This is a genomic window from Armatimonadota bacterium, from assembly GCA_031459765.1.
Lineage (GTDB): Bacteria > Sysuimicrobiota > Sysuimicrobiia > Sysuimicrobiales > Kaftiobacteriaceae > Kaftiobacterium > Kaftiobacterium secundum.
This window is the reverse complement of the sequence record JAVKHY010000003.1, coordinates 1-25,893: the sequence shown is the minus strand read 5'-3', so window position 1 is coordinate 25,893 and position 25,893 is coordinate 1. Positions and strand designations below refer to the sequence as shown.

Genomic DNA, 25,893 nt, shown 5'->3' with positions numbered 1-25,893 from the left:
CGGCGCCGCGCCGCCTCAGGACGGCTTGAACTCGACGAACCACTTCTGGTACAGCCGGTCCATCGTGCCGTTTTCCTTGAGGACCTTGAGGGCGGCGTTGAAGGCGTTCTGCAGCTCTTTGTCGCCCTCGCGCACCACGATCCCCAGGCCTTCGCTGGTGAACTTCTCGCCCGCAATCTTGAGCTGGTTGGGGTTCGTGCCCATGTACCCCGAGGCGGCGGTGTTGTCGATGACCACCGCGTCCACATCCTTGTTCAGCAGCGACCGCACCGCCAGGTCAAAGGTGGGGAAGCGCTTGACCTCCTTGATCTTCCCCTCCTTCTGCAGCTGCGTCGCCGTCTCGTCGTTGGTCGTCCCGCGCTGCACGGCCACGGACTTGTCCGCCATGTCCTCCAGCCCGCGGATCCGCTCCTCGTCGGCGCGCACCAGCAGCACCTGGCCCACCTCGATGTACGGGTCGGTGAAGTCCATGGTCTTGTCACGTTCGGCGGTGATGGTCACCCCGGAGATCACCGCGTCGAAATCGCCCTTCTGCAGGGCCGGGAAGATCCCGTCCCAGGCCGTGCTCTTGATGTCGGGCTTGCAGTTGGCCAGCTTGCAGATCTCCGTGATGAGGTCGATGTCGTAGCCGACGATGTTTTTGTTTTCGTCCAGCATCTCGAAGGGCGGATAGGTGGCGTCGGTGGCCACGCGGATCGTCCGACCGCCGAGGTCCGGCACCGGCCCGGCCTGCGGCGCCGGGGCCTGCCGCTGCGCCTGCTGACGCTGGCAGCCGGCCAGCGCCAGCGCGGCGACGAGCGCCCATACGATCAGGTAGAGCCGTCCGCTGAAGGCTCTCCGCATCCTGGTCCCTCCTTGCGTCAGATACCTGCCGCGCCTGCGCCTACTTCTCCCTGCCCCAGCCATCTCCTCCAGCGCGCCCCGCCGGCGGGAGGAAAAGGGTCCCGCCGGAGGCAAAGACGGCCTGTGTGGGCATCGGACGATACATCCTGACCCGGCTGGCGCTCACCGTGCCCATGCTGTTGATCCTCCTCACCCTGGTCTTCCTCATCCTGCGCATCCTGCCCGGGGACCCCTGCCTGGCGCTGCTGGGCGGTCGCAACATCACCGCGGAGCGGCTGGAGGAGTGCCGCGAGGGCCTGGGGCTCAATCGCCCGCTGCCGATCCAGTACCTGGACTACCTCGCCGACGCCGTGCGCCTCGACTTCGGCACCTCCATCCGTACCGGACAGCCCGTGGCCCGGGAGCTGCTCCTGCGCTTCCCCGCCACCATCGAGCTGGCGGTCTTCGGGATGGCCGGGGCCACGCTCCTCGGCCTGGTCAGCGGCGTCTTCGCCTCCGTGCGCCGCGACCGCCGGGCCGATCACGTGGTCCGGGTGCTGAACATCGCCTCCTTCGCCATGCCCGTCTTCTGGATCGGGCTGATGTTCCTCATGCTCTTCGCCGTGCGCTGGCGTCTCTTCCCCGCCGGGGGCCGGCTCGATCCCGTCGCCGAAGCCTTCTTCCGCCCCATCACCAACCTCTACACCCTGGACACGCTCCTCCGCGGCCAGGTGGGCCTCTTCCTCAGCGCCCTGCATCACCTGGCCCTCCCGGCACTGACGCTGGCCATCGTCGTCTCCGGGTTCATCGGCCGGATGACCCGGTCCAGCATGCTGGATGTGCTGGACCGCGAGTACGTGACCGTGGCCCGGGCCAAGGGGCTGCCCGAACCCGCCGTGATCCTCCGCCATGCGCTGAGCAACGCGCTCATTCCCATCGTCACGGTCGTGGGCCTACAGTTCGCCCTCCTCATGGCGGGGGCCATCCTCACCGAGACCGTCTACTCCTGGCCGGGGATCGCCCGCTACCTGCTGGAGGCCATCTCCTCCCGCGACTTCACCGCCATTCAGGGGGCGGTAATCTTCATCGCCTTCTTCATCGCTGCGGTCAACCTGCTGGTGGACGTCCTGTACGCCCGCCTGAATCCCCGGATTCGCTTCTGATGCTGCGGCTGCGGCGCGACTATCTGCTCATCAGCGGGCTGGTCATCGTGGGCCTGGTGGTGGTGGTCACCGGCTTCGCCCCCCTCCTGGCGCCCTTCGATCCCACCGCACCGACGTCGCTGGAGCGGCTCCAGCCCCCCGGCCGGGCCCATCTCATGGGGACCGACCAGCTGCAGCGGGACGTGCTCAGCCGGGTCCTCTACGGGGGCCGGATTCCGATCCTGGTGGCGGTGCTCTCCTGCGCGCTCTCGCTCGGCGTGGGCACGGTGCTCGGCTGGATCTCGGGTTACGCCGGGGGCCGTCTCGACCGCCTCCTCTCCCTGACCATGGATGCCATCTACTCCTTCCCCGGCCTCATCCTGGCCATCGCCATCGTGGCCATGCTCGGGCCCGGGCTGGTCAACATGACGGCGGCGATCGCCTTCGTGTACATTCCCACCTACTTCCGGGTGGCGCGCGGGCAGGTCCTGGCGGTCCGGGCCCAGGAGTTTGTGGAAGCGGCCCGGGCGCTGGGGGCCTCGGGCGCCCGCACGCTGTTCCGGCATGTGGCGCCCAACACCCTGGCCGCGGTCATGACCGTCCCGTCCTTCAACATCGCCGACGCGATCCTCACCGAAGCGGCCCTCTCCTTCCTCGGCTTCGGGCTGCCCCCGCCGACGCCCGACTGGGGCTTCGACATCCAGAACGGACAGAAGTTCCTCCAGGCCGGCTACTGGTGGCTGATCACCTTCCCGGGCCTGATGATCATCATGCTCTCGGTCGGCTTCGGCATGATCGGAGAGGGGATCAACGACCGCCTCAACCCCCGCCGGCGCCGGCTGGCCTGAGGGCCACGGCAGGGTGTGCCCGGCCCGCGCCGAAGGAGTTTCCCCGCCGGCATCCTGGGAGGGAGACTCCACACCGGAGGTGAGCGCATGGGGCGGTTTCGCCCTGCGACCTGGGTCCTGGTCGCTGCGGCATTGCTCATGGTCGGTGTTCCCACGGCGCCCGCAGCGGCGCCGCCGGACACCATCGTCCTGGGCACCACGGACAAGATTACCGAGCTGTCGCCGGAGAACTCCTACGACTACTGGACGTGGCACGTCTTCGGCCAGATCTCGGAAGCCCTGGTGCAGTTCCGACAGGGTACGACGGAGATCGTCGGGCAGCTCGCCGAGTCGTGGCAGGCATCCTCCGACGGGCTGGCCTACACCTTCCGGCTGCGGTCGGGGGTGACCTTCACCGACGGGACGCCCTTTGACGCGGCCGCGGTGAAGGCGTCGCTGGACACGGTCCTCCGCCGCAAGGGGCCGGAAGGCGGCGTGGCCCTCATCGAGAACATCAAGAGCGTCGACGTCATCGACGCCCGCACCGTACGCATCAACCTGAAGCAGCGCGACGCGACCTTCCTCTCGCGGATGACCTGGGGCGTGGCGCCGGCGCACATCTACAGGTTTACCGGACCCCCCAACGAGTTCGCCAAGGGCCGCTTCGTGGGGACGGGGCCGTACCGCCTGGTCCAGTACGTGCCGGACCAGCGCACCGTGTACGAGGCCTACTCCGGCTACTGGGGGCCCGCGCCCCGAACCCGGCGCGTGATCACCACCTTCCTCTCCGACGCCTCGGCCCTGGCCGCGGCCACGGAGTCCGGTCAGGTGGACATCGGCTTCCGGAGCTTCAACCCCGAAGACATCCGGAGACTGCAGCGGAGCCCGCGGGTCACCGTCCAGCGCGGACCGAGCCTGTCCGTGCGCTACATCGTCTTCAACGTCACCGCCACACCCTTTGACGATGTGCGGGTGCGCCGGGCCATCGCCTATGCCATCGACCGCGACCGCATCGCGCAGAACGTCTTCGGCGGGATCAACACGCCACTGTACAGCATGGTTCCCCCGGGGCTGTGGAGCCACATCCAGGCCTTCCCCAGGCGGGACCTGGCCCAGGCCCGCCGCCTGCTCAGCGAAGCCGGATACAGCGCCGGCCGCAAGCTGAACATCACGCTGTGGCTCACGCCGGTCCGCTACGGGAACACCGAGCCCGACGCCGGCGCCGTCGTCAAACGGGCCATCGAGGAGACCGGGGCGGCGGCGGTGACGATCCGGACCCAGGAGTGGGCCACCTACACGAAGTCGATGGCCGCCGGGGAGTTCGGCATGTTCTTCCTGGGCTGGTTCCCGGACTTCGTGGATCCCGACAACTTCCTGGCGCCCTGGTTGATCGAATCCCCGGAGGGGCTGGGGACGTTCCTGAACAAGGCCACCAGCGCCCAGGACAAGCAGTACTACCAGCAGTTCCAGCAGCTTCTGGGACAGGCCAAGACCACCGACGACCGGGCCGCCCGCACCCGGCTCTATGCACAGGCCCAGCGGCTGCTGGCCGAGAGCGCCATCCTCGTGCCCATGTGGTCCAACAACCTGCAGGCCTTCGCCATCTACCAGAAGAACGTGAAGGGCGTCGTGCTCAGCCCGGACATGAACTTCCGGACCTGGACCATCTACAAGGAGTAGGCCGCAGGACGGGATCCCGCGACCGTGGAGGGCGCCGGCCGCCGGCGCCCTCGCGGTTTGTGCTGCCGCAGGATCGGCGGGGGGCCGGCGATCACGACGGCCGGTCCAGGACTTCCGGGTTCACCGGGGTCGGCGGGCGCCGGCCCTGGAGCACGGCGGCGAGGTTCTCCGCGGCCAGCGTGGCCATGCGCGTGCGGGTGGGAATGCTGGCGCTGGCGATGTGCGGGGCGACCACCACGTTGTCCAGGGTCAGCAGCGGGTCGTCGGGAGCGATGGGCTCCTGCTCGAAGACGTCGAGGCCGGCGGCGTAGATCGTGCGCGTGCGCAGCGCCTCGACGAGCGCCGCCTGGTCCACGATCGGTCCCCGCGCCGCATTCACGAACACCGCCGTCTTCTTCATCATCCGGAACTGCTCCCTGCCGATGAGGTGGCGCGTCTGCGGCGTCAGCGGCACGTGCACACTGATGATGTCCGCCTCCCGCAGCACATCGTTCAGCTCCCGGAACTCCAGGCCCAACTGCCGCTCCAGGTCGTGGCGGCGGACGGTGTCGTAGTAGAGGATGCGCATCTCGAACCCCCTGGCGCGCCGGGCGACCGCCGACCCGATGCGGCCGACCCCGATCAGCCCCAGGGTGGCGTGGTGCACGTCCTGACCGGCCAGCAGCAGCGGTCCCCAGGTCTTCCACCGACCGGCGCGGGTGAAGGCATCGGCCTCCACCAGCCGCCGGGCGGCGGCCAGGATGAGGGCGAAGGCGAAGTCGGCCGTGGTCTCGGTGAGCACCTCGGGCGTGTTGGTGACGACGACGCCGCGGGCCGTGGCCGCGGCCACGTCGATGTTGTCGAACCCCACGGCCATGTTGGCGACGACCCGCAGGCGCGGCGCGCGCGCCAGCAGTTCGCCGTCCACGCGGTCGGTCAGCAGGGTGAGCAGCCCGTCGCACTCGGCCGCCTCCTGCAGCAGCACGTCACGGGGCGGAGGGACGTCTTCGCGGTCCCACAGGCGCATCTCGGCCACCCCGCGCACGATCTCCAGGGCCGCCTCCGGGATGCGCCGGCAGACATACACTTTGGGTCTGGCCACGGATCCAACCTCCGGAGGGCAGAGTCTCCTACGACCCTACGACCCCGCCGGAGCGAACTCCTGTGGAGAGTTCGGATCAGTCGGCGGGCAGGAAGTCCGCCAGCGGGATGCCGGCGGGACGGAGGGCTTCCGGCAGCAGCAGCTCGAGGCTGGCCTCGCGTGCCGCCCGCAGGAGGTGTTCGAGCGCGTCATCCAGGGCGGCCATCCCTTCGACCACCGTGACCTCGATGCCGCCCACATCCAGGCCCAGGGGTCGGTCCGCCACCAGGAGAGGAAAGACCCGCCAGCCCTCACCCGCCAGCCGCCGGCCCTGCTCCTGCAGACGCATCACATCGCCGATGTCCGCAGGATCGTCCTTGGCCCGGAACAGGATCACCGCGCCGTGATAGCAGGCCGCGCCGTCCACAGCGGCGCCCCCGGTAGGGTGCACCGCGACCGCCTCCACCCCCAGCCGGCGCAGCGCCGTTTCCACGAGGTCGCACAGCCAGCGGTTGTCGGCGGGCGTCCGCTCGCCGAGCCGGTAGGCGATGTCGGCCTGCTCGTCGCTGATGCGGCGGCCGCAGTGCGGGCAGTCCATCATGAGCCCGGTGAAGGCCCGGATCTCGTCGGGACTGGCCGACGAGCCCAGCCAGACCCCCTTCTCCCGGCACAGCACCACGTGCCACCGTTCCAGCCACCCTTCGCCGACGAGCTGCTCCAGCGCCTCGCGGATCTGCTCGACGGTCCGGTCGGGTGCCAACGGCGCGCACTGGGAGGCCAGGATGGTCGGCCGGCCGCGGACGACGGGCTGGTGGCGCATCGCCCGCAGCACCTGGACCGCGACCGGGCTGCGTATCCCGCGGGGCGGCTCGCCGTTACCGGCCAGCTGCAGGACCGGGAGGACGTCCCGGCGGAACCGGGCCAACAGCGCGCGGCTGTGTTCTTCCACCTCCACCTCCCTGCCGAGGACCGCCTCGAGGTGAACCTTGAGGGCCGCTCCGACCAGTCGGACTTCCTGCTGGCTCCTCCCGGCGAGGACCGCCCGGAGCAGCGTGACCTCGGGGCGGTGCAGGATGATACGGGCGGAGGGATGGCCGGGAGGAATCAGCACGTCCACGAATTCGCCGGCGGCGGGCACCAGCCTGTCCAGGTCGGTCCGGGGACGCAGATAACGAGCCAGCAGGCTGTGGTAGTCCACCGTGAGGTCCTGGTAGCCGCTGTCGTGGAGACGGCGCAGCAACGCCGCCAGCGTCTGCGGATCCCAGGTCGGACGCGTAATGTCGAAGGACTCTGTAAACATGGGGGCGGGGGCTCGCTCAACGGCACTATGCCCGTCGGATCCGGGCTTCAGACGGCCGTCAGGGGTACAGCCAGCGGTAGATGCCGTAGGACTGCAGGACGTGGCGGACGTAGGTCCGCGTCTCCGCGTAGGGCAGACTCTCCACGAACCGATCCAGGTCGGTTGCCGCCAGGTGGCGGACGGCGCGGACCCCGCCCGGTCCGGCGTTATAGGCGGCCACGGCGAGCGCGACGTTCCCGTCGTACCTGCGGAGGAGCCCGGCGAGATAGCGCACCCCGGCGCGGATGTTGAGCTGGGGATTCGTCAGGCGGGACGGCGGCAGTCGCGCCCCCAGGATCCCCTGCGCCGTCGTCGGCAACAGCTGCATCAGCCCCACGGCCCGTGCCGGCGAGACCGCCTGCGGATCGAACCGACTCTCTTCCCTCATCACGGCCAGAACGAGATAGGGATCGACGCCGCTGTGGTCCGCCTGGCTCAGCAGGTCCGACCAGAAGGGACGGGGATAGGCCAGGGGCCACACCTCCGGATCGGCCTCTTCTGTGTGCAGCAGGGCGGAAGCGACCAGCGGCTCAACGGCGGCGGCGGCTTTCGCCGGTTCCTCCGCCGCGGCCCACAACGCCGCCGCCAGCCGGCGCAGTTCCGCGGACGTCTCCCACGCCGGATGGGCCTCCGTCTCCTCCGCCGCCTCGCGGGAGAACCCCAGCGCCGCAAGTTCCAGGTGGGGGGCGGTGAACTCCCCGTCGGGAAGTCCCGGGGCGGGCGGCGCAGCCGGGCGCGGCGGCGGAGGCATCCGCAGCCGCGCCCGCGCGCGCTGCCCGTAGAAGGTCAGCGGGTACCGCTCGGCGACGATGCGGTACAGCCCACGGGGATCCGCGCCCCGGTCGGCCCTCATGCGGCCCGCCCAATAGAGGTGGGCCGGGGCACGGGGCGTGCGGGGGAACGCCTGCCCGTATTCCAGGAACAGACGCTCCGCCTCGACGGTCCGGCCGGTGCGGACGCGGATCCACCCCCGTCGCCACCGCGCCTCGTCGGCCGACGGCGCCTGCGGTGCGTTGGTGGCCGCGCGCAGATACCAGGCATCCGCCTCGCGCCACCGCCGCCCGGCCTCCGCCCACCGGCCGAGGTTGAGGTAGGCCCGCGAGGCCCAGGGGCTGCGCCGGTCGGCCAGGCGGTTCCAGACGGCCAGTGCGTCTGCGCGCCGGCCGACGGCGTGGTAGGCCACGCCGAGGTAGTACTGCGTCTCCTCGGACCGGGTCGGATACCGGGCGGCCCGCACAAAAGCGTTGACGGCGCCCGGCGTCCCCAGGCGCAGCAGGCCCAGATGATACCACGCTTCGGCGGCGATATCGTCGGGAAGCGGATCCCGTACGGCCAGGCTCCACTCCCGCTCCGCCGCCTTCGGCTCGCCCCTTTTCAGCAGCCGCCTCGCCCGCTCCACACGCGCGAGGGCGGGGATCGGCGGAGACGATCGACCGGTCACCGCCCGCAGCCGCAGTCCCGCCGCGGATTCGCCCGCCGAGCCCGGGAAGGCCCACCACGCCATCGCGTAGGCCTCCGTCGCTTCCCGGCGATTCCCCGTACGTTCCGCCGCCACGCCGCGCAGCCACCAGACGCGGGATTGGATCTCGTCATCGGACCCGTCGAGCCCGGGGACCTGCCGCAGCGCATCCGCGGCTTCCTCCGGCCGTCCGGCGCGCAGCAGCGCGTCCCCCCGAAGAACCGCGACGCGCCGCAAGACGGCCGGGGAGGCGCCGTCGAACGGGGCGGCGAGATCGCGCAGGGCCGCCTCGAGATCCCCTGCCGCGGCCGCCGCTTCGGCGGCCTGGAGGCGCAGGAACGCCGCCAGCGTCGGATGCCGCGACGCCGCTACCTCGAACATCGTGCGCGCTTCCCCGTACCGACGCTGCGCCCGCAGGCACCCGGCCAACAGGACCGCGGCGCGCGCGCCCGCGGGCGACGGATCCTCCGCCAGGGTCCGAAGGGCGGCGGTATGGGCTGCGCAGTCCCCGCGCCGAAACGCCTCCACGGCGGAGACGAGCGTGGGCGGTGCCGCGGGAGGCGCGGCGACTCCGACGCCGCCGACCAGGCCCACGATCACCACGATCAGGAGGACGATTGACGGAACCGGGCGCATCCTCACAGAGGTTCTACCCGATTGTCTCCGCCCGGCGCAGCGAGACGACGGCCTGTCTCAGCCGGGCGGTCAGGGCGTCGGGCTCCTCCCCCGGCCGGGGCCGCAGCGGCCGGCCGATGCGCACCGCGATCCGCGACGGGCGGGGCCAGCGGGCCCCCAGCGGCCACATCCGTTCCAGACCGAGGAGCGCGACGGGCACCAGCGGCACCTGCGCCCGCAGCGCCAGAAACGCCGCGCCGGGGTGGAACGGGCCGGGTTCGGCGGACTGCACGACGCGGCCCTCCGGGAAGATGACGAGTACGTCCCCGCGCTCCAGACGTGCCAGGCAGGCGCGCACGCTGCCGATATCGGCCAGGCCCCCTCGCCGGACAAAGACGGGATCGAACCACCGGATGAGGCGAAACAGCCACGGAAACCGCTCGAGTTCGCGCGCCGCCAGGAAGGTCGGCCGGAAGGGCAGCGAGGCGGAGAGCACGACCGCGTCGATCTCGCTGCCGTGGGCGGGAGCCAGCACGCAGGGTGGAGGCGGCAGGTACTCCAGCCCGCTGACCCGCAGCCCCCACCCCGCCCGCAGCAGCCCCCGGACGAGGACCCGAAGGAGACGGTAGCCCGGCCCGCCCCGCAGGCGGTCCTCCACGTCAGGCCCTCCTCCGCCTTAAGGGGTCTCGCGCTCGAGGAGCACGACGCACTCGACGTGGTAGGTGTGGGGGAAGAGGTCGAAGGGCTGGATCGCCAGGATCCGGTAGCCCGCCGGCAGGAGGTGGCGCAGATCCGGCGCCAGGGTGGTCGGATTGCAGGAGATGTAGATCACCCGGCGCGGCGCCGCCCGGCCGAGGGCCGTCATCACCTGCCGGCCGGCCCCCGCCCGCGGGGGGTCGAGGATGACGAGATCGGGACGACCCCCCGCCGGCAGGCGGACGAACCGCCGCACATCCGCCACGTAAAAGTCGGCGTTGGCGATGCCGTTGAGACGTGCGTTCTCCTGCGCCGCCTCCACCGAGGCGGCCACCACTTCGACACCGTGCACACGGCGGGACTGCCCGGCCAGGGCCAGAGCGAAGGTTCCCACGCCGCAGTACAGGTCGACGACCTCCTCCGCCTCCCCCGCCATCTCCCGGACGACGTCGATCATGCGCTCGGCCTGCAGGGTATTCGTCTGGAAGAAGGTCGCCGGTCCGATCTTGAAGGTCAGCCCTCGCAGCCGCTCGAAGATGTAGGGACGCCCGTAGAGCACCTGCGCCCCCTGGAGCTCGATCGTGTCGCCCCTGGCAGGGTTGACCGCCCACAGGACTCCGGTCAACCCGGCATGCCTGCCAGCCAGGTGGTCGGCCAGCGCCCGAGCCTGGGGGAACTGCCCCGTGGCGGTGACGATCGTGACGAGGAGGTCGCCGGTGGCCCGGCCTTCGCGGACCACGAGCTGGCGCAACAGTCCCTGGTGTCTGCGGGGATCGTAGCCCGGGAGGTTGTGACGGCGGGCGAAGGCTTTGACGTCGACGAGGACGTCCACGACCCGCGGGGACGGCAGCAGGCACGTCGAGAGGTCGACGACCTCGTCCCAGCGCCCGCGGCGGTGCAACCCGAGTCCGCCGCCGGGCAGGAAGGTGAACTCCATCTTGTTGCGGTACCGCCACGGGTCGTCCATGCCGATGACGGGACGCACCGCGACGTGCTCGATGCCCCCCAGCTGAGCCAGGCTCTCCGCGACGATCGCCCGTTTGGCCTCCAGCTGGGCCCGGTATGCCAGGTGCTGCCAGAGACACCCGCCGCAGGGTCCGAAGTGGGGACAGCTGGGCGCGATCCGCAGGGGCGACGCCTCGCTGATACGGACGGGTTCGGCTTCGGCATAGGACTTCTTCACAACCCGCAGCCGGGCCGACAGGCGGTCGCCGGGCGCCGCGTCGTCCACAAAGACGACAAAGCCGTCCAGGCGCGCCACGCCCCGGCCGCCGTAGCTCATCCGGTCGATGCGCAGCTCGACGACGTCGGAAGGCCGCAGGGTCACGGGCCCATTGTAACAAATGAGCCTTCATGGACACCTACCGGTGCATCGTCACCAAACGCGATCTCCGCACCTTCACCGACCGACCGATCCCCGACCGCATCCTGCGGAGGATCCTCGACGCCGGACGCCGCAGCGGCAGCAGCCGGAACAGCCAGCCCTGGCACTTCGTCGTCGTCCGGGATCGCAGCCGGCTCCGGACCCTGGCCGGGTTCGGCCGGTTCGCGCAGCACGTCGCCACGGCCGCCGCCGCCGTGGGGCTCGTCGTCGACTCGCCGCGCGCGCTGTTCGACGCCGGCCGCTGCGCGCAGAATATGATGCTGGCCGCCTGGAACGAGGGCGTCGCCTCCTGTCCCGCCACGATGCACGACGCGGCCGGGGCCGGTGCATTGCTGGGGATCCCCGCCGGGCACGTCATCGCCACCGTTATCTCCCTGGGCTACCCGCACCCCGGCGGCCGCGGACCCATCGAGCGCGCCGTCCTGCGCATCCTGGCCGGGCGCGGCCGGCGCCCCCTCTCTACAATGGTGTCCTGGGAGCGCTACGGCGCTTCCGCCCGGGGGCGGCGGGGCATATAATGAGCGGGATTCGCCGCCGACACGCCCGATGAGGCACGTCCACGCGCAAAGAGAGGGAGAGCGGAGGAAGCGCTCCGACCGGCCGGCCGTCACACCCTGGCCGGTGCTCTTCCTCTGCGCGGCCCTGGCCTGGGCGCCGCCGGCGGCCGCCCAGGCGCCGTCGGCCGAGGCGCTGCTGGCCCGGGTCTTCGGCATCGACCAGAAGACGCCCTACGATCTCACGGCGGACTTCTCGGGGACCCTCACCCTCACCCTGCGCGGCGGGACGCTCACCACCTACGCCGAGGGATCGTTCCACGAAACGCGGCGCGCCGACGGCGTGAAGCAGCGGCGGGTCCGGATCACCAGGCTGCAGCTCCCCGTGCTGCTGCGGCCCTTTCGCGCCACCATCCAGCGCGTGATCGAGGAGAAGATCGAGACCCAGCAGGAACGACCGGAGACGTTCCACGAGCACGACTTCTTCATCCACCGGGAACGGTCCAGGCACTTCATCGTCGTCGGGGTGCACCGGGCGATCGTCGACGAAGCCATCGACCGGTACGGCGCCCCCTGGCAGAAGAAGGACGAGGCCACGCGCCGGCGCATTGCCCACTGGCTGTACACCTCGCCGACGCAGCGCGAGTTTCTCGTCCGGCCGGGACCGCCCTACGCCATCCGGGTCGAACTCGACGAGGTCGGGACGCTGTACGAACTCACGCTCTTCTACGACTGGGGCGAGGTCGGCACCCGTATCGCCTACACCACGGTCAGCGGGCAGACGGTCTGGCAGACCGTGACGGCCGACGCCTCCAGCGAACTGTCCGGCTTTGGACGGGTCTTCGGCAAACTCCAGCTGACCTTCGTCAACCACTGCCTGAACTGCAGGGTGCCTAGGCAGTGACGTCCAGCACCGCCGCCCCGGTGATCTCGCCCCGCTTCATCCGGGCCAGCGCGGCATTGGCCTCCCGGAGCGGCAGGAGGACGCTGGTCACGCGGATCGGAATCGCGGCGGCCAGGGTCAGGAATTCGCGCCCGTCCCGACGCGTGCTGTTGGTGACGCTGCGCACCGTGCGTTCGCCGTAGAGTCGCCGGTAGTCAAAGGCCGGAATGCCGTCCAGATGGATGGCGTTGATGGCCAGGGTGCCGCCGGGACGGAGATGGGTCAACGCCTCGACGACCACGGCGCCGCTGGGGGCGAAGACCACCGCCGCATCCAGAGGCTCGGGGGGCCGATCCTGCGGTCCTCCGGTCCAGGCCGCGCCCAGCTCCTCGGCGTGGCGGCGGTGGGCGGCGCTGCGCGTAAAGACGTAGACCGTGCAGCCCCAGTGCCGCGCCACCTGCAACGCCAGGTGGGCGGAGGCCCCGAACCCGAACAGGCCGACCCGGCCGCCGGGTTCCACCTCGGCCAGCCGCAGCGAGCGATAGCCGATGATCCCGGCGCACAACAGCGGCGCCGCCTCCTGCGGCGTGAAGCGCTCCGGAATGGGGTGGACGAAGTCGGCCGGGGCCACGAGGTATCGGGCATAGCCGCCGTCCACATCGTAGCCGGTGAACACCGCGCTCTGGCAGAGGTTCTCCAGGCCGCGCAGACAGTACCGGCACCGCCCGCATGTCCGGTGCAGCCAGGCCACGCCCACGCGGGTGCCGGGAGCCGGCGACGTCACGGCCGAACCGACCCGCTCCACGATGCCGACGGCCTGGTGGCCGGGGATGAGCGGCAGGCGGTGTGGCGGGAGGTCGCCCTCTACAATGTGGAGGTCGGTGTGGCAGACCCCGCAAGCCTCGAGGCGGAGGAGCACCTCGTCGGCCCGCGGCTCCGGCGGCGGAACGTCCTCCGCGCGGAGGGGCGCCGCGGAGGCGGGTGCGGGACGGTGGAGACGCATCGCCAGCATCATCGGTACTCTTCCCGCCGCCGTATCGGCCTCCCCTGCCCGATCCCGTCAAGGGGCGGGGCCCGCCGGAGGCGAAGTGGCAGCGGTGTGACCCGGTGGATGGCCGTTCTCCTGTGCGCGGTCGGCATGGCCGCGGGGTGCAGCCGGCCGACCCCGGCGTTCGTGGAGTACCAGGACGACGCCGCCGGATTTTCCCTCCGCCTGCCCGCGGGCTGGGTGCGCCGGACCGCCGGGCCCGGCGAGGCGCGCTTCACGCCCCCGGAGGCCGACACCGGGGCCGAGTTCCTCTCGGTCTTCACCGTCCCCTCTCCCGACGGACGCAGCGAGTCGTCGATCCGCCGCATCGTCTTCTCCCTGCTGCCGATCTACGGCGTCTCCGGATTCCAGCAGGACCCCAGAACCAGCGACGAGATACTCTGGTTCAAGTTCGAGGTGACCGGCAGCAGCGACGGCGTGGAGTGGGCGTCGGTGGGGGTGGCGGCGGCCGGCGCGGCGCGGACCCAGGTCGCGGTCTGCGCCAAACCGCTCCCGCGCTGGCGCGACGGGCAGAAGGAGTGCGACAACGCGATCCGGAGCTTCCGGCCCGGACCGCTGGGCCCGCCCTGACCGCCGCTATCCCGCCGAGGCGGGGTAGCGCCGGAGGGCGTCGCGCATCCGGCGGAGTCCCTCGGTGATGTTCTCCACGCTGGTTGCGTAGGAGAAGCGGAGATAGCCCTGCCCCGCTTCGCCGAAGGCGGTGCCGGACAAACAGGCCACGCCGGCCTCGGTCAGCAGGAAGTCGGCGAGACGCCTGCTGTCGGCGTCGATCCGCCCGGTGTTGGGGAAGGCGTAGAACGCCCCCGAGGGCAGGAGGCAGGAGACCCCGTCGATGCCGTTCAGGCCCTGCACGATCACGTCCCGGCGTCGACGGAACTCCGCGACCATGGCCGCCACCGGCTCCTGCGGACCGCGCAGCGCGGCGATACCCGCCATCTGGGTGAAGGCCGCCGCGCAGGAGTTGGAGTTCACCATCAACTGCGCAACGCGCGCCGCCAGCACCCGCGGCATCACCCCGTAGCCCAGCCGCCAGCCGGTCATGGCGTAGGCCTTGGAGAAACCGTCCAGCAGGATGGTGCGCTCCTTCATCCCCGGCACGCTGAGGATGCTGTGATGGGGCGCGTCGTAGTTGATCTGCCAGTAGATCTCGTCGGCCAGGACGAAGGCACCGACCCGCTGCGCTGATTCGGCGATGACCTGCAAATCCTCCCGGGTCAGCGACGAGCCGCAGGGGTTGTGGGGGGAGTTGATGACGATCAGGCGTGTGCGGGGCGTGACCGCCCGCCGCACCTGGTCCGGATCCACCCGGAACCCCCGCTCCTCGCGCAGGACGAGGGGCTTCGGTACCCCGCCGGCAAACCGCGTCACGGATTCGTAGATCGGATAGCCGGGGTTGGGGTAGACCACCTCGTCGCCCGGGTTCACCAGGGCGAGGATGGCGAAGAACATGATGGGTTTGCTCCCTGGGGTGATCACCACCTCGTCGGGATGCACCGGGGCCTTCCGGGTCGCCTCCACGTGTTCGGCGATCGCCTCGCGGGCTTCCAGCAAGCCCGCCGACGGCGTATAGTGCGTGTAGCCGTCCCGCAGCGCCTTGATCGCCGCCTCCTTGATGTGCGCCGGCGTATCGAAGTCGGGTTCGCCGATCTCCAGGTGCACGATCGACTTGCCCTTGCGCTCCAGCTCGCGGGCGCGGGCCAGCACCTCGAAGGCCGTCTCCGTCCCGAGGGCGGCCATCCGGTCGGCGAGTCGCAGTTCCATCGCTCCTATCCTCCCGTGGCGTGTCGTACCGCCGCGTCGGCGGTGATGCGCGTGCCCGTCTTCCCCGCCAGTGCTTCCTCAATCCCCTCCGGGGAGGTGATCAGCGCCTCGCCCCCCGTGGCCTCGACGAAGCGCACGGCGGCCAGGACCTTGGGGCCCATGCTGCCGGGCGGGAAATGCCCCTGGCTGAGATACTGCTTCGCTTCCGCCACCGTCATCGTGCCGATCGGCCGCTCCTGCGGCGTCCCGTAGTGGAGGGCCACCTGGGGGACCGCCGTGGAGATCAGCAACAGGTCGGCGCCGATGGACTGGGCGAGCAGGGAGGAGGCCAGGTCTTTGTCGATGACGGCTTCGATCCCTTCCAGGCTGCCGTCGGGGCGCCGGACCACGGGGATGCCGCCTCCCCCGGCGGCGATCACCACGATCGACTGATACACCAGCCCTTTGATCGTCAGGCGTTCCACGATTTCCAGCGGCATCGGCGAGGGGACCACGCGGCGCCAGCCGCGTCCCGCGTCTTCCACCATCCGCCAGCCGCGGGTGGCGGCCAGGCGCTCCGCCTCCTCCCGGTCGTAGAACCTGCCGATAGGTTTGGTAGGACGGTGGAAGGCGGGGTCATCACGATCCACGACGACCTGGGTGACGACGGTGACGATGCGCTTGCGAATCCCCCGCGCCCGCATCTCGTTCCCCAGGATCTGCTGGAGGAGATAGCCGATCGACCCCTGGGTCTGCGCGCCCAGGACATCCAGGGTGAGCGGCGGCGCGACATGGCTGGCCAGCTCGGAGCGCAACAGGTTGAAGCCCACCTGGGGGCCGTTGCCGTGGGTGAGCACGATATCCCACCCCCGGGCGAGCATCGCCGCAAGATGCGTGGAAGTTTCCCGCAGGGCCTCGATCTCCCCGGCCAGCGTGGGATGGCGCTCATCCCGGATCAGCGAGTTGCCGCCGATGGCCACGACCGCGACAGGCACGGTCGTTTGTTTCGATGGAAGTTCGGGGCTCCCTTGCCCGGCGGCACGGTTCTTGCTCGCTGGCATCGTGGAAGACCGCATCACCGGCACAGGCTCCCGCACCGGAGGGGGTGCGCGGAGCACTCTTGTCTGGCAGGAGGAGCGCGCAGATGCGCGTCTCGCTGAAGTTTCTGGTCGCCGCGCTGATCGTCTCGTTGGCCATGTCGGCCTTTGCCTTCGGACCGGCCAGCCAGGGCGCGACGGCTCAGGTCGAGCAGCGCTACCTGGTCCTGGGACGGAGCGGGCGGCTCCCGGCCGACTTTGAGACGCTGATCCAGTCGGTCGGCGGGCGGGTCCTGATGATGTTCCCGGAGATCGGCGTGGCCCTGGTGGCCAGCGCCGACCCGTCCTTCCCCACGGCGGCCTCGGCGCTGCCCGGGATCCAGTCCGTGGTCCCGGACGGGGAGATGACGGTCGGCAGCTCCGCCGACATCGGCTCGGGGGTGGTCTCCGAGGTCTCCGTGGAACCTGAGGGCGCCGTAGGGGAAGGCGTCGGGGTTCCGGCGATTCACCCCAACCAGTGGAACCTGAATCGGATCGACGTGGCCGAGGCCTGGAGCCGCGGGTACCTCGGCCAGGGGGTCCAGATTGCCGTGCTGGACACCGGCATCGACTATCTGCACCAGGAACTCGCTGGCAAAGTGAACATGGTGCTGAGCAGGTCGCTGGTGCCCGAGGTGGTACCCGGTCGGGCGCCGTTTGCCGACACGCACGTTCACGGCACCCATGTGGCCAGCGTGATCGCGGGCAAGGGAGTGCGCGTTCCGGGGGTGGCCCCGCAGGCTGAACTGATCTCGGTCAAGGTCCTGGACAAGAAGGGTACCGGCCAGGAGAGCACCGTGATCGCCGGCATCCTGTACGCGGCCAGCCTGAAGGTAGACATCATCAACATGAGCCTGGGGTTCGTCGTCCCCAGGCGCGAGCCCAACCAGAGCGAGGCCCATCACCGCTGGGTCCGCTCGCAGCAACTGGAGGCGCTGCAGCGGGCGCTGAACTACGCGGCACGCAGCGGCGCCCTGATGGTGGCCTCGGCCGGCAACTCCGGGACCAACTGGGACCTGGAAAAGGACGACGTCAAGGCCCCGGCCGGCGTCCGGCCGGTGGTGGGGGTGTCGGCCACCACGAACAGCGATGCGCTGGCACCCTACAGCGACTACGGCCGGCGGCTCGTCTACGTGGCGGCGCCCGGTGGCGGGCTGCCGACGGCGGCGGGCATCTCGATCTACGGCGCGGCGAACACCTTTTACTTCCCGCCGCGCATGGTCAACGGTCAACTGATGTTCGCCTACCTGTTCATGAGCGGCACCAGCCAGGCCGCGGCCACGGTCTCCGGGGTCGCCGCCCTGGCGGACAGCAAGATCGACGGCCGCCTGCCGGGCCTGCTGTTGCGCTTCATCCTGGCCAGGCGGTCCGAGGACCTGGGCCCGCGGGGCAGGGACGCCTTCTTCGGCTACGGCCTGGTGAACGCCGGCAAGGCGGTCGGCCAGCGCCACTGGCCCAGACACCTCTGGGACCGGGACGACGACCCGTAACACGCGCGCCGCACGGCGCGGGGGCGGAGACGGGCGGGGGAAGCGTCGCTTCCCCCGCTCGCTTTGCACAGAAGGGAGTCGTCCGGCGCAGCGGGAAGTGGAGAGCCCGGTCCCATGAATCAGACGACCGCCCGTCCCCGCGTCATTCAGTTCGGCCTCGGTCCCATCGGCGTCGGCATCGCCCAGGTGGCTCTCGAACACGGATATCAGCTGGTCGGCGCCGTGGACATCGATCCCGAGAAAGCCGGCCGGCCGCTTTCGGAGTTCGTTCCGGGCGCCCCGGCCGTTGTCGTTGAACGGACCATCGACCCCCTCCTGAACGCCGGCGCCGACGTGGTCCTGCACTCGACCCAGTCCCGCATGGAACAGGTTGTGCCCCAGATCGTCCCGCTGCTGGACGCCGGGCTGAACGTCATCTCCACCTGTGAAGAACTGGCCTACCCCTGGCACCACCATCCGAAAGAGGCCACGCTGCTGGACGAACTGGCCAGACGGCGCGGCGGGCGGGTGATCGGGCTTGGCGTGAACCCCGGATTCGTCATGGACGCGCTGCCCGTCGTGCTCACCGCCCCCTGCCGTCACGTGGACCGCATTGCGGTGGAGCGGGTGGTGGACGCGGGACAGCGGCGGGAGCCCCTGCAGCGCAAGGTCGGCGTGGGCCTGACCGTCGAGGCCTTCCGCCGGGGGGTAGACGAAGGGACGATCGGCCACGTCGGCCTGCCCCAGTCGGCGGCGATGGTCGCCAGAGCGCTGGGGTGGAGGCTGGAGCGGATCGAAGAAACGGTCGAGCCCGAGGCGGATCGCACCGGCAGGGTGACGGGGCTGCACCAGGTCTGCCGCGCCTACAGCGACGGCGACGCCCGGATCACCCTGGACCTGACCATGGCCACCGGCGTCGGGCGGGGGCGGGATGTGATCCGGATCGACGGGATACCCCCGATCACAGTGGTAATCGACGGCGGAATCCACGGGGACATCGCCACCTGGGCGGTCCTGGTCAACGCCATTCCCCGGGTCCTGGCGGCGCCCCCGGGCCTCCTGGTCGCCACGCAGCTCCCCCCGGCCACCTGAGGGCCGATCCGGCGGCCTCCGCCGGGCCTGTGCGGACGGTCCGCGCCAGCGTGAGGACCGCGACCTCTCCCGCGCCGCCCTGCCGCAGGACCTGGGCGCACTCCCCCACAGTGCTCCCCGTGGACATGACGTCGTCCACCACGAGCACGCGGGCCCACCTCACCGCGCCGCGGAGGATGAAAGCGCCGCGCACGTTCGCCCTCCGGGAGGCGGCGCTCAGTTCCGCCTGAGCAGGGGTCGGCCGTCCGCGCTCGAGGACGCGAGCCTCTACCGGAACGCCCAGGGCGCGACCGACCTCTGCGGCCAGCAGGTGCGCCTGGTTGAAGCCGCGTTCCCTCTGCCGCTGCGGGTGGAGCGGTACGGGCACGATCGCCTGGACCCTTTGCAGGCCCGGGTCGGATGCGGCGAGCCCGGCCAGCAGTGCGCCCAGCGGCCCGGCCAGCGCCCGCCTCCTGCCGAACTTGAGCGTGTGGATGGCCTCCCTGAGGGGCCCGTCGTAGGCGCCCCACGCGCGGGCCCGCGTGTAGGCCGCGCCCTCGCCGGGACACCCGCGGCAGCGAAGGGGCGCCGCGCCCCGCGCGACCAGCGGGTGCCCGCAGCGGGGACAGAAGGGAGGCCGGATCTGCGGAAAGGTGTGGAGGCATCCGCCGCAGAGGGGAAACTCACCGGGTGCCCCACAGAGCTGGCAGCGGGGAGGGAACAGCAGCCGGACGGCGGCCCGGAGGAGGAACACGCCGTCCAGCGTACGGAGTCGGGTCGGGCCGCGGTATCCCCAGGGAGGACTAGGTGCCCTCCCGCCAGGACTGCAGGTACTCGCGCTGCTCCGGGGTCAGGTCGTCGATGCGCACGCCCATCGCTTCCAGTTTCAGCTGGGCCACGGTCTGGTCGATCTCCGCGGGCACCGCGTAGACGTCGGGGCGCAGTTCCCCGCCGGCCCTGGCCAGGTACTCCATGGCCAGGGCCTGGTTGGCGAAGGACATATCCATCACCGCGGCGGGATGGCCTTCCGCCGCGGCCAGGTTGAGCAACCGACCCTCCGCCAGCAGGTACAGGCGCCGTCCGTCGGCCAGGCGGTACTCCCGGACATACTCCCGCACCGGGCGCGTCTCCACCGCCATGTCGGCCAGGGCCGGAATGTCGATCTCGACGTTGAAGTGGCCGCTGTTCGCCAGGATGGCGCCGTCCTTCATCAGCGCGAAGTGCTCCCCCCGGAGCACCGCGCGGTTTCCCGTCACCGTGATGAAGACGTCGCCCAGGCGCGCCGCCTGAGCGATGGGCATGACCTGATACCCCTCCATCACCGCCTCCAGGGCGGGCAGCGGGGAGACCTCGGTGACGATGACCTGCGCCCCCATCCCCCGCGCCCGCAGGGCCAGGCCGCGGCCGCAGGAGCCGTACCCGCACACCACCAGGGTCTTCCCCGCCAGCAGCACATTGGTGGCCCGGAGCAGGCCGTCGATGGTGGACTGCCCGGTGCCGTACCGGTTGTCGAACAGGTGCTTGGTCTTGGCGTCGTTGACGGCGACGATGGGGTAGCGCAGCGCGCCGGCCCTGGCCATGGCGCGCAACCGGATCACACCGGTGGTCGTCTCCTCGGTGCCGGCGACGACCTCCGCGAGGAGGTCGGTCCGGTCGCTGTGGATGGTGGAGACGAGATCCGCACCGTCGTCCATCGTCATGTGGGGCCGGAGGTCCAGGGCCTGGTGGATGTGCCGGTAGTAGGTGTCGCGGTCCTCCCCCTTGATGGCGAACACGGGAATCTGCTCTTCGACCAGGGCCGCGGCCACGTCGTCCTGGGTGGAGAGCGGGTTGCTGGCGCACAACCGGACCGTGGCCCCGCCGGCGACGAGGGTGCGCATCAGGGCCGCGGTCTCCGTCGTCACATGCAGGCAGGCCGCGATCCGCCGCCCGGCCAGCGGACGCTGTCGGGCAAACCGGGCCCGAATCTGGCGGAGGACCGGCATCTCCGTCTCGGCCCACGCGATGCGCTGGCGGCCCCGGGCGGCCAGGGACGGATCCTTCACATGGTGTTCCACACCGTTCCCCCCGCAGGCGACACAGGATGCGCCGTCATAACGGGGACACCTCCGGGGCGGCCAGGCCCCCGGTCGATAGGCCCGCCATGACGGCGCGACTACTCAATGAAATCCTTCAACCGCTTGCTGCGCGAGGGGTGGCGCAGTTTCCGCAGCGCCTTGGCCTCGATCTGCCGGATGCGCTCGCGGGTCACCCCGAACTCGCGGCCGACCTCCTCCAGGGTCCGCGGCCGTCCGTCGTCCAGGCCGAAGCGCAGTTTGAGCACCTTGCGCTCGCGCGGGGTGAGCGTCTCCAGGACGTCCTCCAGCTGCTCCTTGAGCATCGTGAAGGAGGCGGCCTCGGCCGGGGCCAGGGCGTCCTGGTCCTCGATGAAGTCGCCCAGATGGCTGTCCTCTTCCTCGCCGATCGGGGTCTCCAGGGAGATCGGCTCCTGAGCAATCTTCATGATCTCGCGCACCCGCTCCACGGGGAGGTCCATGGCCCGGGCGATCTCCTCCGGCGTCGGCTCGCGTCCCAGGTCCTGGAGCAGCGTCCGCGAGATCCGGATCAGCTTGTTGATCGTTTCGACCATGTGCACCGGGATGCGGATCGTCCGGGCCTGGTCGGCCAGAGCCCGCGTGATGGCCTGCCGGATCCACCACGTGGCGTAGGTGCTGAACTTGAAGCCCTTGCGCCAGTCGAATTTCTCCACGGCCCGGATCAAGCCCAGGTTCCCCTCCTGGATCAGGTCCAGGAACAGCATCCCGCGGCCCACGTACTTCTTGGCGATGCTGACCACCAGGCGCAGGTTGGCTTCGATCAGGCGGCGCTTGGCTTCCTCGTCGCCCTTCTCCATCCGCTGGGCGAGTTCGGTCTCCATCTCGGGCGAGAGCAACGCCACCTTGCCGATTTCCTTGAGGTACATGCGCACGGGGTCGTCGATGGCCACCCCCGCCGCCTCGCGCGCCTCTTCCTCCTCCTCGCCCTTGCCCTTGGCCTCCGCCTCCTTGGCATCCTCGACGACGTCGATCCCCTGCTCCAGGAGCACGGAGTAGACGCGATCGATCAACTCGATGTTCTGTTCGGCCTCGGGGAACTGCTCGAGGATTTCGTCGTGGGTCAGATAGCCGCGCTTGCGGCCCAGGTCCACGAGGGCCCGGAGTTCCGCGGGCATCTGCTGCTGTCCGTCCTGAGTTGTCTGCGCGGCGTCAGGCGCCGCCTTCTTCTTGGCCATGGTCGCCACCTCCCGGACGGGAGGCGTGCACAACTCCAATCAGTTCTAAATACTCGCTTTGCAGCCGTCGAACCTGCTCCGTATCCCCTGCGGCCTGGGCCGCGGCGATGGCCCGTTCCAGGGCCTGGCGGCGGCGGGCCTGCGGCTGGCGCTCGACGATGTAGGCCACGGCGTCGCCGACCGCCTTCTCTCTGTCCTTCTCCGCCACCGGCGGCTCGTCGAACAGCAGCCCGAGGAGCAGCCGCTCGGCGGATTCGTCCTCGAGTTCGTCGCGCAGCACGTCGCCGCCCGCCTCGGGCGCCGAGAAGAGGACGGCGGCCAGCGTTCTGTGCACGGGATCGCTGAACTCCTCCGGTCCCAGACGGGCGGCGATTGCCGTCCGCCACCGGGCGTCGTGCACCATCAGATGCAGCAACAACCGCTCGGCCTGGCGCCGCGCCCGGTCCGGCGCGGCCGCGATCGCCTCGGGCTCCCCGCCCGACGCGGGGCCTGAGCCGGCCGCCGTCCCCGTCCCTTTGCGGTGCCGCCGCAGTCGCTGGCGCACCGCGTCCTCGCGCACGTCGAACCGCTCCGCAACCAGCCGGACGTATTCGGCCTGGCGCACCGGGTTCGTGACCAGGGCCAGCGACGGGACCAGCTCGTCCACGATCCGCACCTTTCCCTCCACCGTTGTCGGGTCGACCCGCGCTGCGACCGCCGCCATCTGGTACTCGAAGATGGGCAGCGCCCGGGCCAGCAGCGACCGGAACGCCTCGGCCCCCTGCGTGCGCAGGAACTCGTCGGGATCGCCGGCCGGCAGCACGACCGCCCGTACCGGCAGATCGGCCTCCTCGAACAGCGCCAGGGCCCGTTCCATCGCCGCCTGGCCGGCCGCATCGGCGTCGTAGACGATGATGGCCCGGGAGGCCATCCGCTTCATCGCCGCCACCTGCTCCGCGGTCAGCGCGGTCCCCAACGACGCCACGGCATTTGTGATGCCGAACTGGTGCGCCGTCAGGACGTCCATGTTGCCTTCGACGACGACGATCTCATCCAGGTGCCGGATCGCCTCGCGCGCCCAGTTGAGCGCGTACAGCGTCTTGCCTTTCGTGAAAACCGCGGTCTCGCGGGAGTTCAGGTACTTCGGCTCCCCGCCGTCCAGGGCGCGCCCCCCGAAGGCGATCACGCGGTCCTGGAGGTCGATGATCGGGAAGATCACCCGATGGCGAAAGACATCGTAGTGGCCGTCCCCGCTGGGCCGGAGGTTGACCAGGCCGGCCTTCTCCAGCAGCGCCGGGGGATAGCCGGCGTTCCCCAGCGCCCGCAGCAGCTCACCCCAGGCGTCGGGCGCATACCCGAGGCGGAACCGCTCCGCCGTGGCCTGATCGACGCCCCGCCGCTGCAGGTAGTCCCGGGCGACCCTGCCGCGGTCGGGATCCCGCAGCTGCTCCTGGAAGAAGGCGGCCGCGGCCTCCAGCGCCCGGTAGAGGCGGTCCCGTTCCGAGGCCAGCCGGGCGGCCTCGGGGGAGCGCCGGAGCGGTACGCCGGCGCGCCGGGCCAATGCTTCGGCGGCCTCGGCAAAGGACAGGCGGCCTGTTTCCATCACGAAGGTGAAGGCGTCGCCTCCCCGCTGGCACCCGTAGCAGTGCCACAGTCCCTTCTCCCGATCGACGTAGAACGACGGCGTCCTCTCCTGGTGGAACGGGCAGAGACCCCTGAAGTAGCGTCCGGCCTTCTTCAGGGTGACGTGGCCGCTGATCAGGTCGACCAGGTCGACGCGGCGGCGGATCTCATCCTTGATATCGGCCGACAGGTACCCGCGCATGAGTCCCCCGGGGGAAGTGGAGAGGGCCCTATCTCGACGGAGATAAGGCCCTCCCGCATCGGCCCCGTCTGTGTTCGGCACGACCCTCAGCCTTCCTGCCCAACGGGTCGGCGGCCGGGATTATTCCCGCCGAGGCCCCGGGATACCGCCGGGGCGATGGGGATCCCCTCAGCGTGTGGCGGCCTCGGCCTTCTGCTGCCTGGCCTGGGCGACGACCTTCTCGGCCACGTGCGGGGGGACCTCTTCATAGTGGGAGAAGGTGGCCTCAAAGGTCCCCCGTCCCCCGGTCATGGACCGCAGGTCCGAGGCGTAACGGAGGAGTTCGGCCTGAGGCACCTGGGCGAGGACGACGGTCGTTCCGTCCCCCTGCGGCTCCATCCCCATGATCCGGCCGCGCTTGGCGTTGAGGTCCCCGATCACATCGCCCATCTGCTCCTCGGGGACCCGTACCTTGAGGTCCATGATGGGCTCCAGGAGGACCAGCCCGGCTTCGGTCGCGGCGTCCTTGAACGCCATGGACCCGGCGATCTGGAAGGCGATGTCGGAGGAGTCCACCTCGTGGTACTTGCCGTCGTACAGGGTGACCCGCACGTCCACCACGGGATATCCCGCCAGCACGCCCTCCTCGAGCGTCTTGCGGACCCCCTTCTCCACCGAGGGGATGAACTGGTTGGGGATGGCCCCCCCGAAAATCTTGTCCACGAACTCGAAGCCCGCGCCCCGCTCCAGGGGCTCCACTTCCAGGAAGCAGACGCCGTACTGTCCCCGGCCGCCGGTCTGCTTGACGTAGCGGCCCTGCGCCTTGGCCCGGCCTTTGACCGTCTCCCGGTAGGGAACCCGCGGCAGGTGCAGGACGACGTCCACGCCGAACTTGCGGCGCAGGCGGTCGGCCATGATCTCCAGGTGCGACTCGCCCATGCCGGAGATCACGGTCTGTTTCAACTCGGCGTCGCGGTGCACGCGGAAGGTGGGATCTTCCTCGGCCAGGCGGGCCAGGGCGGTTCCCATCTTGTCCTCGTCGCCCTTGCTCTTGGGCTCGATGGCCATGGAGATGGCGGGACGGGGGAAGGCGATAGGCGGGAGGACGATGGGCTGATCCCTGCCCGACAGCGTATCGCCCGTCCCGGTCTCGACGAGTTTGGCCACGGCGCCGATGTCCCCGGCGCCGACCTGCGCGGTGGGCTCCTGCTGCTTGCCGCGGACAAAATAGACCTGGCCGATGCGCTCGGGCTTGTTCTTGCTGGCGTTGAGCACCTGCGAGTCCGAGCGGATCACGCCGCTATAGACACGGAAGTAGGACAGCTTGCCCACGTAGGGATCGGCGACGGTCTTGAAGACCAGTGCCGCCGTGGGCCCGTCGGCGTCGGGAGTCAGGGTGATCTCCTGCTGCCCGCCCTTTGCGGCCGGGACCTCCGGCCGATCGGTGGGCGCGGGCAGCAGGGTGGCCACGGCGTCCAGGATCGTCGAGACGCCGAGCAGCCGCAGGGCGGCCGCGCACAGCACCGGGACCAGCGTCCCCGCCCTCACGCCGGCGCGGAGGCCGTGCATCAACTCCTCCTGGGTGAGTTCGCCTCGCTCCAGGTACTTCTCCACCAGCGCGTCGTCGGTCTCGGCCGCCGCCTCCACCAGCTTCTCGCGGGCCGACTGTGCGGCCTCGCGCAGCTCCGCCGGGATCTCGCCCCGGGCCGCCTCGCCGTTCTTGAAGGTGTAGGCGGTCATCTGGAGGAGGTCGACGACGCCGGACAGCCCGGCCTCCACACCGATCGGGATCTGGATGGGAGCGACTCTCGTGCCGAACCGCTGCCGGAGCGACTGCAGCACCGCCTCGAAACGCGCATTCTCCCGATCCAGCCGGTTGACGATCACGAGGCGGCTGACCTTCCCCTGGTCGGCATAGCCCCAGGCCACCTCGGTCTGCACCTGAACGCCGGCCACGGCGTCCACGACGACGAGCGCGCCCTCCACCACGCGCAACGCAGCCGCCACCTCGCCGACGAAGTCGGGATAGCCCGG

General features: G+C 70.6%; 22 protein-coding genes. 8 read left to right on the top strand and 14 right to left on the bottom strand.

The features are described 5' to 3' along the window. Window positions 1-15: 15 nt before the first annotated feature. Entirely contained in the window at window positions 16-843 is an 828-nt protein-coding gene (locus QN141_04785) for a basic amino acid ABC transporter substrate-binding protein (GenBank protein MDR7557788.1), read from the bottom strand. A 125-nt stretch (window positions 844-968) separates the two neighbouring features. Between QN141_04785 and QN141_04780 the strand changes: the two genes are divergently transcribed. The 3 genes from QN141_04780 (at window position 969) to QN141_04770 (ending at window position 4,471) form a co-directional block, all read left to right on the top strand. Then, on the top strand, window positions 969-1,985 hold the full coding sequence (locus QN141_04780) for an ABC transporter permease (protein MDR7557787.1): 1,017 nt from the start codon (window positions 969-971) through the stop codon (window positions 1,983-1,985). Further along, window positions 1,985-2,812 carry an ABC transporter permease gene (locus QN141_04775; GenBank protein ID MDR7557786.1) on the top strand — a complete coding sequence of 276 codons (828 nt, stop codon included), beginning with the start codon at window positions 1,985-1,987 and terminating at the stop codon, window positions 2,810-2,812. The genes QN141_04780 and QN141_04775 overlap by 1 nt, the downstream gene beginning before the upstream one ends. 87 nt (window positions 2,813-2,899) lie before the next feature. Continuing rightward, window positions 2,900-4,471, top strand: a complete 1,572-nt coding sequence (locus QN141_04770; protein ID MDR7557785.1) for an ABC transporter substrate-binding protein — start codon at window positions 2,900-2,902, stop codon at window positions 4,469-4,471. A 91-nt stretch (window positions 4,472-4,562) separates the two neighbouring features. Here QN141_04770 and QN141_04765 read toward each other — a convergent pair whose 3' ends face one another. The 5 genes from QN141_04765 to rlmD all read right to left on the bottom strand — a co-directional run bounded on the left by QN141_04765 (window position 4,563) and on the right by rlmD (window position 10,967). After that, on the bottom strand, window positions 4,563-5,552 hold the full coding sequence (locus QN141_04765) for a D-glycerate dehydrogenase (protein MDR7557784.1): 990 nt from the start codon (window positions 5,550-5,552) through the stop codon (window positions 4,563-4,565). A 76-nt stretch (window positions 5,553-5,628) separates the two neighbouring features. Continuing rightward, on the bottom strand, window positions 5,629-6,831 hold the full coding sequence (locus tag QN141_04760) for a hypothetical protein (protein MDR7557783.1): 1,203 nt from the start codon (window positions 6,829-6,831) through the stop codon (window positions 5,629-5,631). Between the two features lie 58 nt (window positions 6,832-6,889). Then, window positions 6,890-8,965 carry a transglycosylase SLT domain-containing protein gene (locus tag QN141_04755; GenBank protein MDR7557782.1) on the bottom strand — a complete coding sequence of 692 codons (2,076 nt, stop codon included), beginning with the start codon at window positions 8,963-8,965 and terminating at the stop codon, window positions 6,890-6,892. 13 nt (window positions 8,966-8,978) lie between these two features. Next, window positions 8,979-9,602 (bottom strand): lysophospholipid acyltransferase family protein, encoded by a 624-nt coding sequence (locus QN141_04750; protein MDR7557781.1) that lies wholly within the window; start codon window positions 9,600-9,602, stop codon window positions 8,979-8,981. A gap of 18 nt (window positions 9,603-9,620) precedes the next feature. Next, window positions 9,621-10,967, bottom strand: coding sequence for a 23S rRNA (uracil(1939)-C(5))-methyltransferase RlmD (gene rlmD, locus QN141_04745; protein ID MDR7557780.1), 1,347 nt, complete (start codon window positions 10,965-10,967; stop codon window positions 9,621-9,623). Window positions 10,968-10,993: 26 nt separating this feature from the next. Between rlmD and QN141_04740 the strand changes: the two genes are divergently transcribed. Together QN141_04740 and QN141_04735 are read left to right on the top strand one after the other, a co-directional pair. Continuing rightward, window positions 10,994-11,542: a nitroreductase family protein gene (locus QN141_04740; GenBank protein MDR7557779.1), complete on the top strand. Its 549-nt coding sequence runs from the start codon at window positions 10,994-10,996 to the stop codon at window positions 11,540-11,542. A 28-nt stretch (window positions 11,543-11,570) separates the two neighbouring features. After that, window positions 11,571-12,422: a hypothetical protein gene (locus QN141_04735; protein MDR7557778.1), complete on the top strand. Its 852-nt coding sequence runs from the start codon at window positions 11,571-11,573 to the stop codon at window positions 12,420-12,422. Here the strand turns inward: QN141_04735 and QN141_04730 are convergent. Further along, window positions 12,412-13,416, bottom strand: coding sequence for a zinc-dependent alcohol dehydrogenase family protein (locus tag QN141_04730; GenBank protein ID MDR7557777.1), 1,005 nt, complete (start codon window positions 13,414-13,416; stop codon window positions 12,412-12,414). The genes QN141_04735 and QN141_04730 overlap by 11 nt on opposite strands. Before the next feature lie 96 nt (window positions 13,417-13,512). Between QN141_04730 and QN141_04725 the strand changes: the two genes are divergently transcribed. Continuing rightward, entirely contained in the window at window positions 13,513-14,019 is a 507-nt protein-coding gene (locus tag QN141_04725; GenBank protein ID MDR7557776.1) for a hypothetical protein, read from the top strand. A 6-nt stretch (window positions 14,020-14,025) separates the two neighbouring features. On the opposite strand, the gene QN141_04720 is transcribed toward QN141_04725, so the two are convergent. Next, entirely contained in the window at window positions 14,026-15,210 is a 1,185-nt protein-coding gene (locus tag QN141_04720) for a pyridoxal phosphate-dependent aminotransferase (protein MDR7557775.1), read from the bottom strand. A gap of 5 nt (window positions 15,211-15,215) precedes the next feature. After that, a complete protein-coding gene (arcC, locus tag QN141_04715) occupies window positions 15,216-16,184 on the bottom strand; it encodes a carbamate kinase (GenBank protein ID MDR7557774.1) in 969 nt (322 codons plus the stop codon). A 149-nt stretch (window positions 16,185-16,333) separates the two neighbouring features. Here arcC and QN141_04710 point away from each other — a divergent pair, with 149 nt between their 5' ends. Beyond that, window positions 16,334-17,755 carry a S8 family serine peptidase gene (locus tag QN141_04710; GenBank protein MDR7557773.1) on the top strand — a complete coding sequence of 474 codons (1,422 nt, stop codon included), beginning with the start codon at window positions 16,334-16,336 and terminating at the stop codon, window positions 17,753-17,755. 114 nt (window positions 17,756-17,869) lie between these two features. Then, complete coding sequence (locus tag QN141_04705; protein ID MDR7557772.1) at window positions 17,870-18,826, top strand: dihydrodipicolinate reductase; 957 nt, start codon at window positions 17,870-17,872, stop codon at window positions 18,824-18,826. Here QN141_04705 and QN141_04700 read toward each other — a convergent pair. The 5 genes from QN141_04700 to fusA form a co-directional block, all read right to left on the bottom strand. After that, window positions 18,753-19,559, bottom strand: coding sequence for a ComF family protein (locus QN141_04700; protein MDR7557771.1), 807 nt, complete (start codon window positions 19,557-19,559; stop codon window positions 18,753-18,755). The two genes, QN141_04705 and QN141_04700, sit on opposite strands and share 74 nt — an antisense overlap. A gap of 49 nt (window positions 19,560-19,608) precedes the next feature. Beyond that, a complete protein-coding gene (gene ahcY / locus QN141_04695; protein ID MDR7557770.1) occupies window positions 19,609-20,862 on the bottom strand; it encodes an adenosylhomocysteinase in 1,254 nt (417 codons plus the stop codon). Between the two features lie 98 nt (window positions 20,863-20,960). Next, on the bottom strand, window positions 20,961-22,076 hold the full coding sequence (gene rpoD / locus QN141_04690; protein ID MDR7557769.1) for an RNA polymerase sigma factor RpoD: 1,116 nt from the start codon (window positions 22,074-22,076) through the stop codon (window positions 20,961-20,963). Beyond that, window positions 22,051-23,880 (bottom strand): DNA primase, encoded by a 1,830-nt coding sequence (dnaG, locus tag QN141_04685; protein ID MDR7557768.1) that lies wholly within the window; start codon window positions 23,878-23,880, stop codon window positions 22,051-22,053. The genes rpoD and dnaG overlap by 26 nt, the downstream gene beginning before the upstream one ends. A 168-nt stretch (window positions 23,881-24,048) precedes the next feature. Further along, window positions 24,049-25,893, bottom strand: a 1,845-nt coding sequence (gene fusA / locus QN141_04680) for an elongation factor G (GenBank protein MDR7557767.1), incomplete at its 5' end; no start/stop codon positions are given.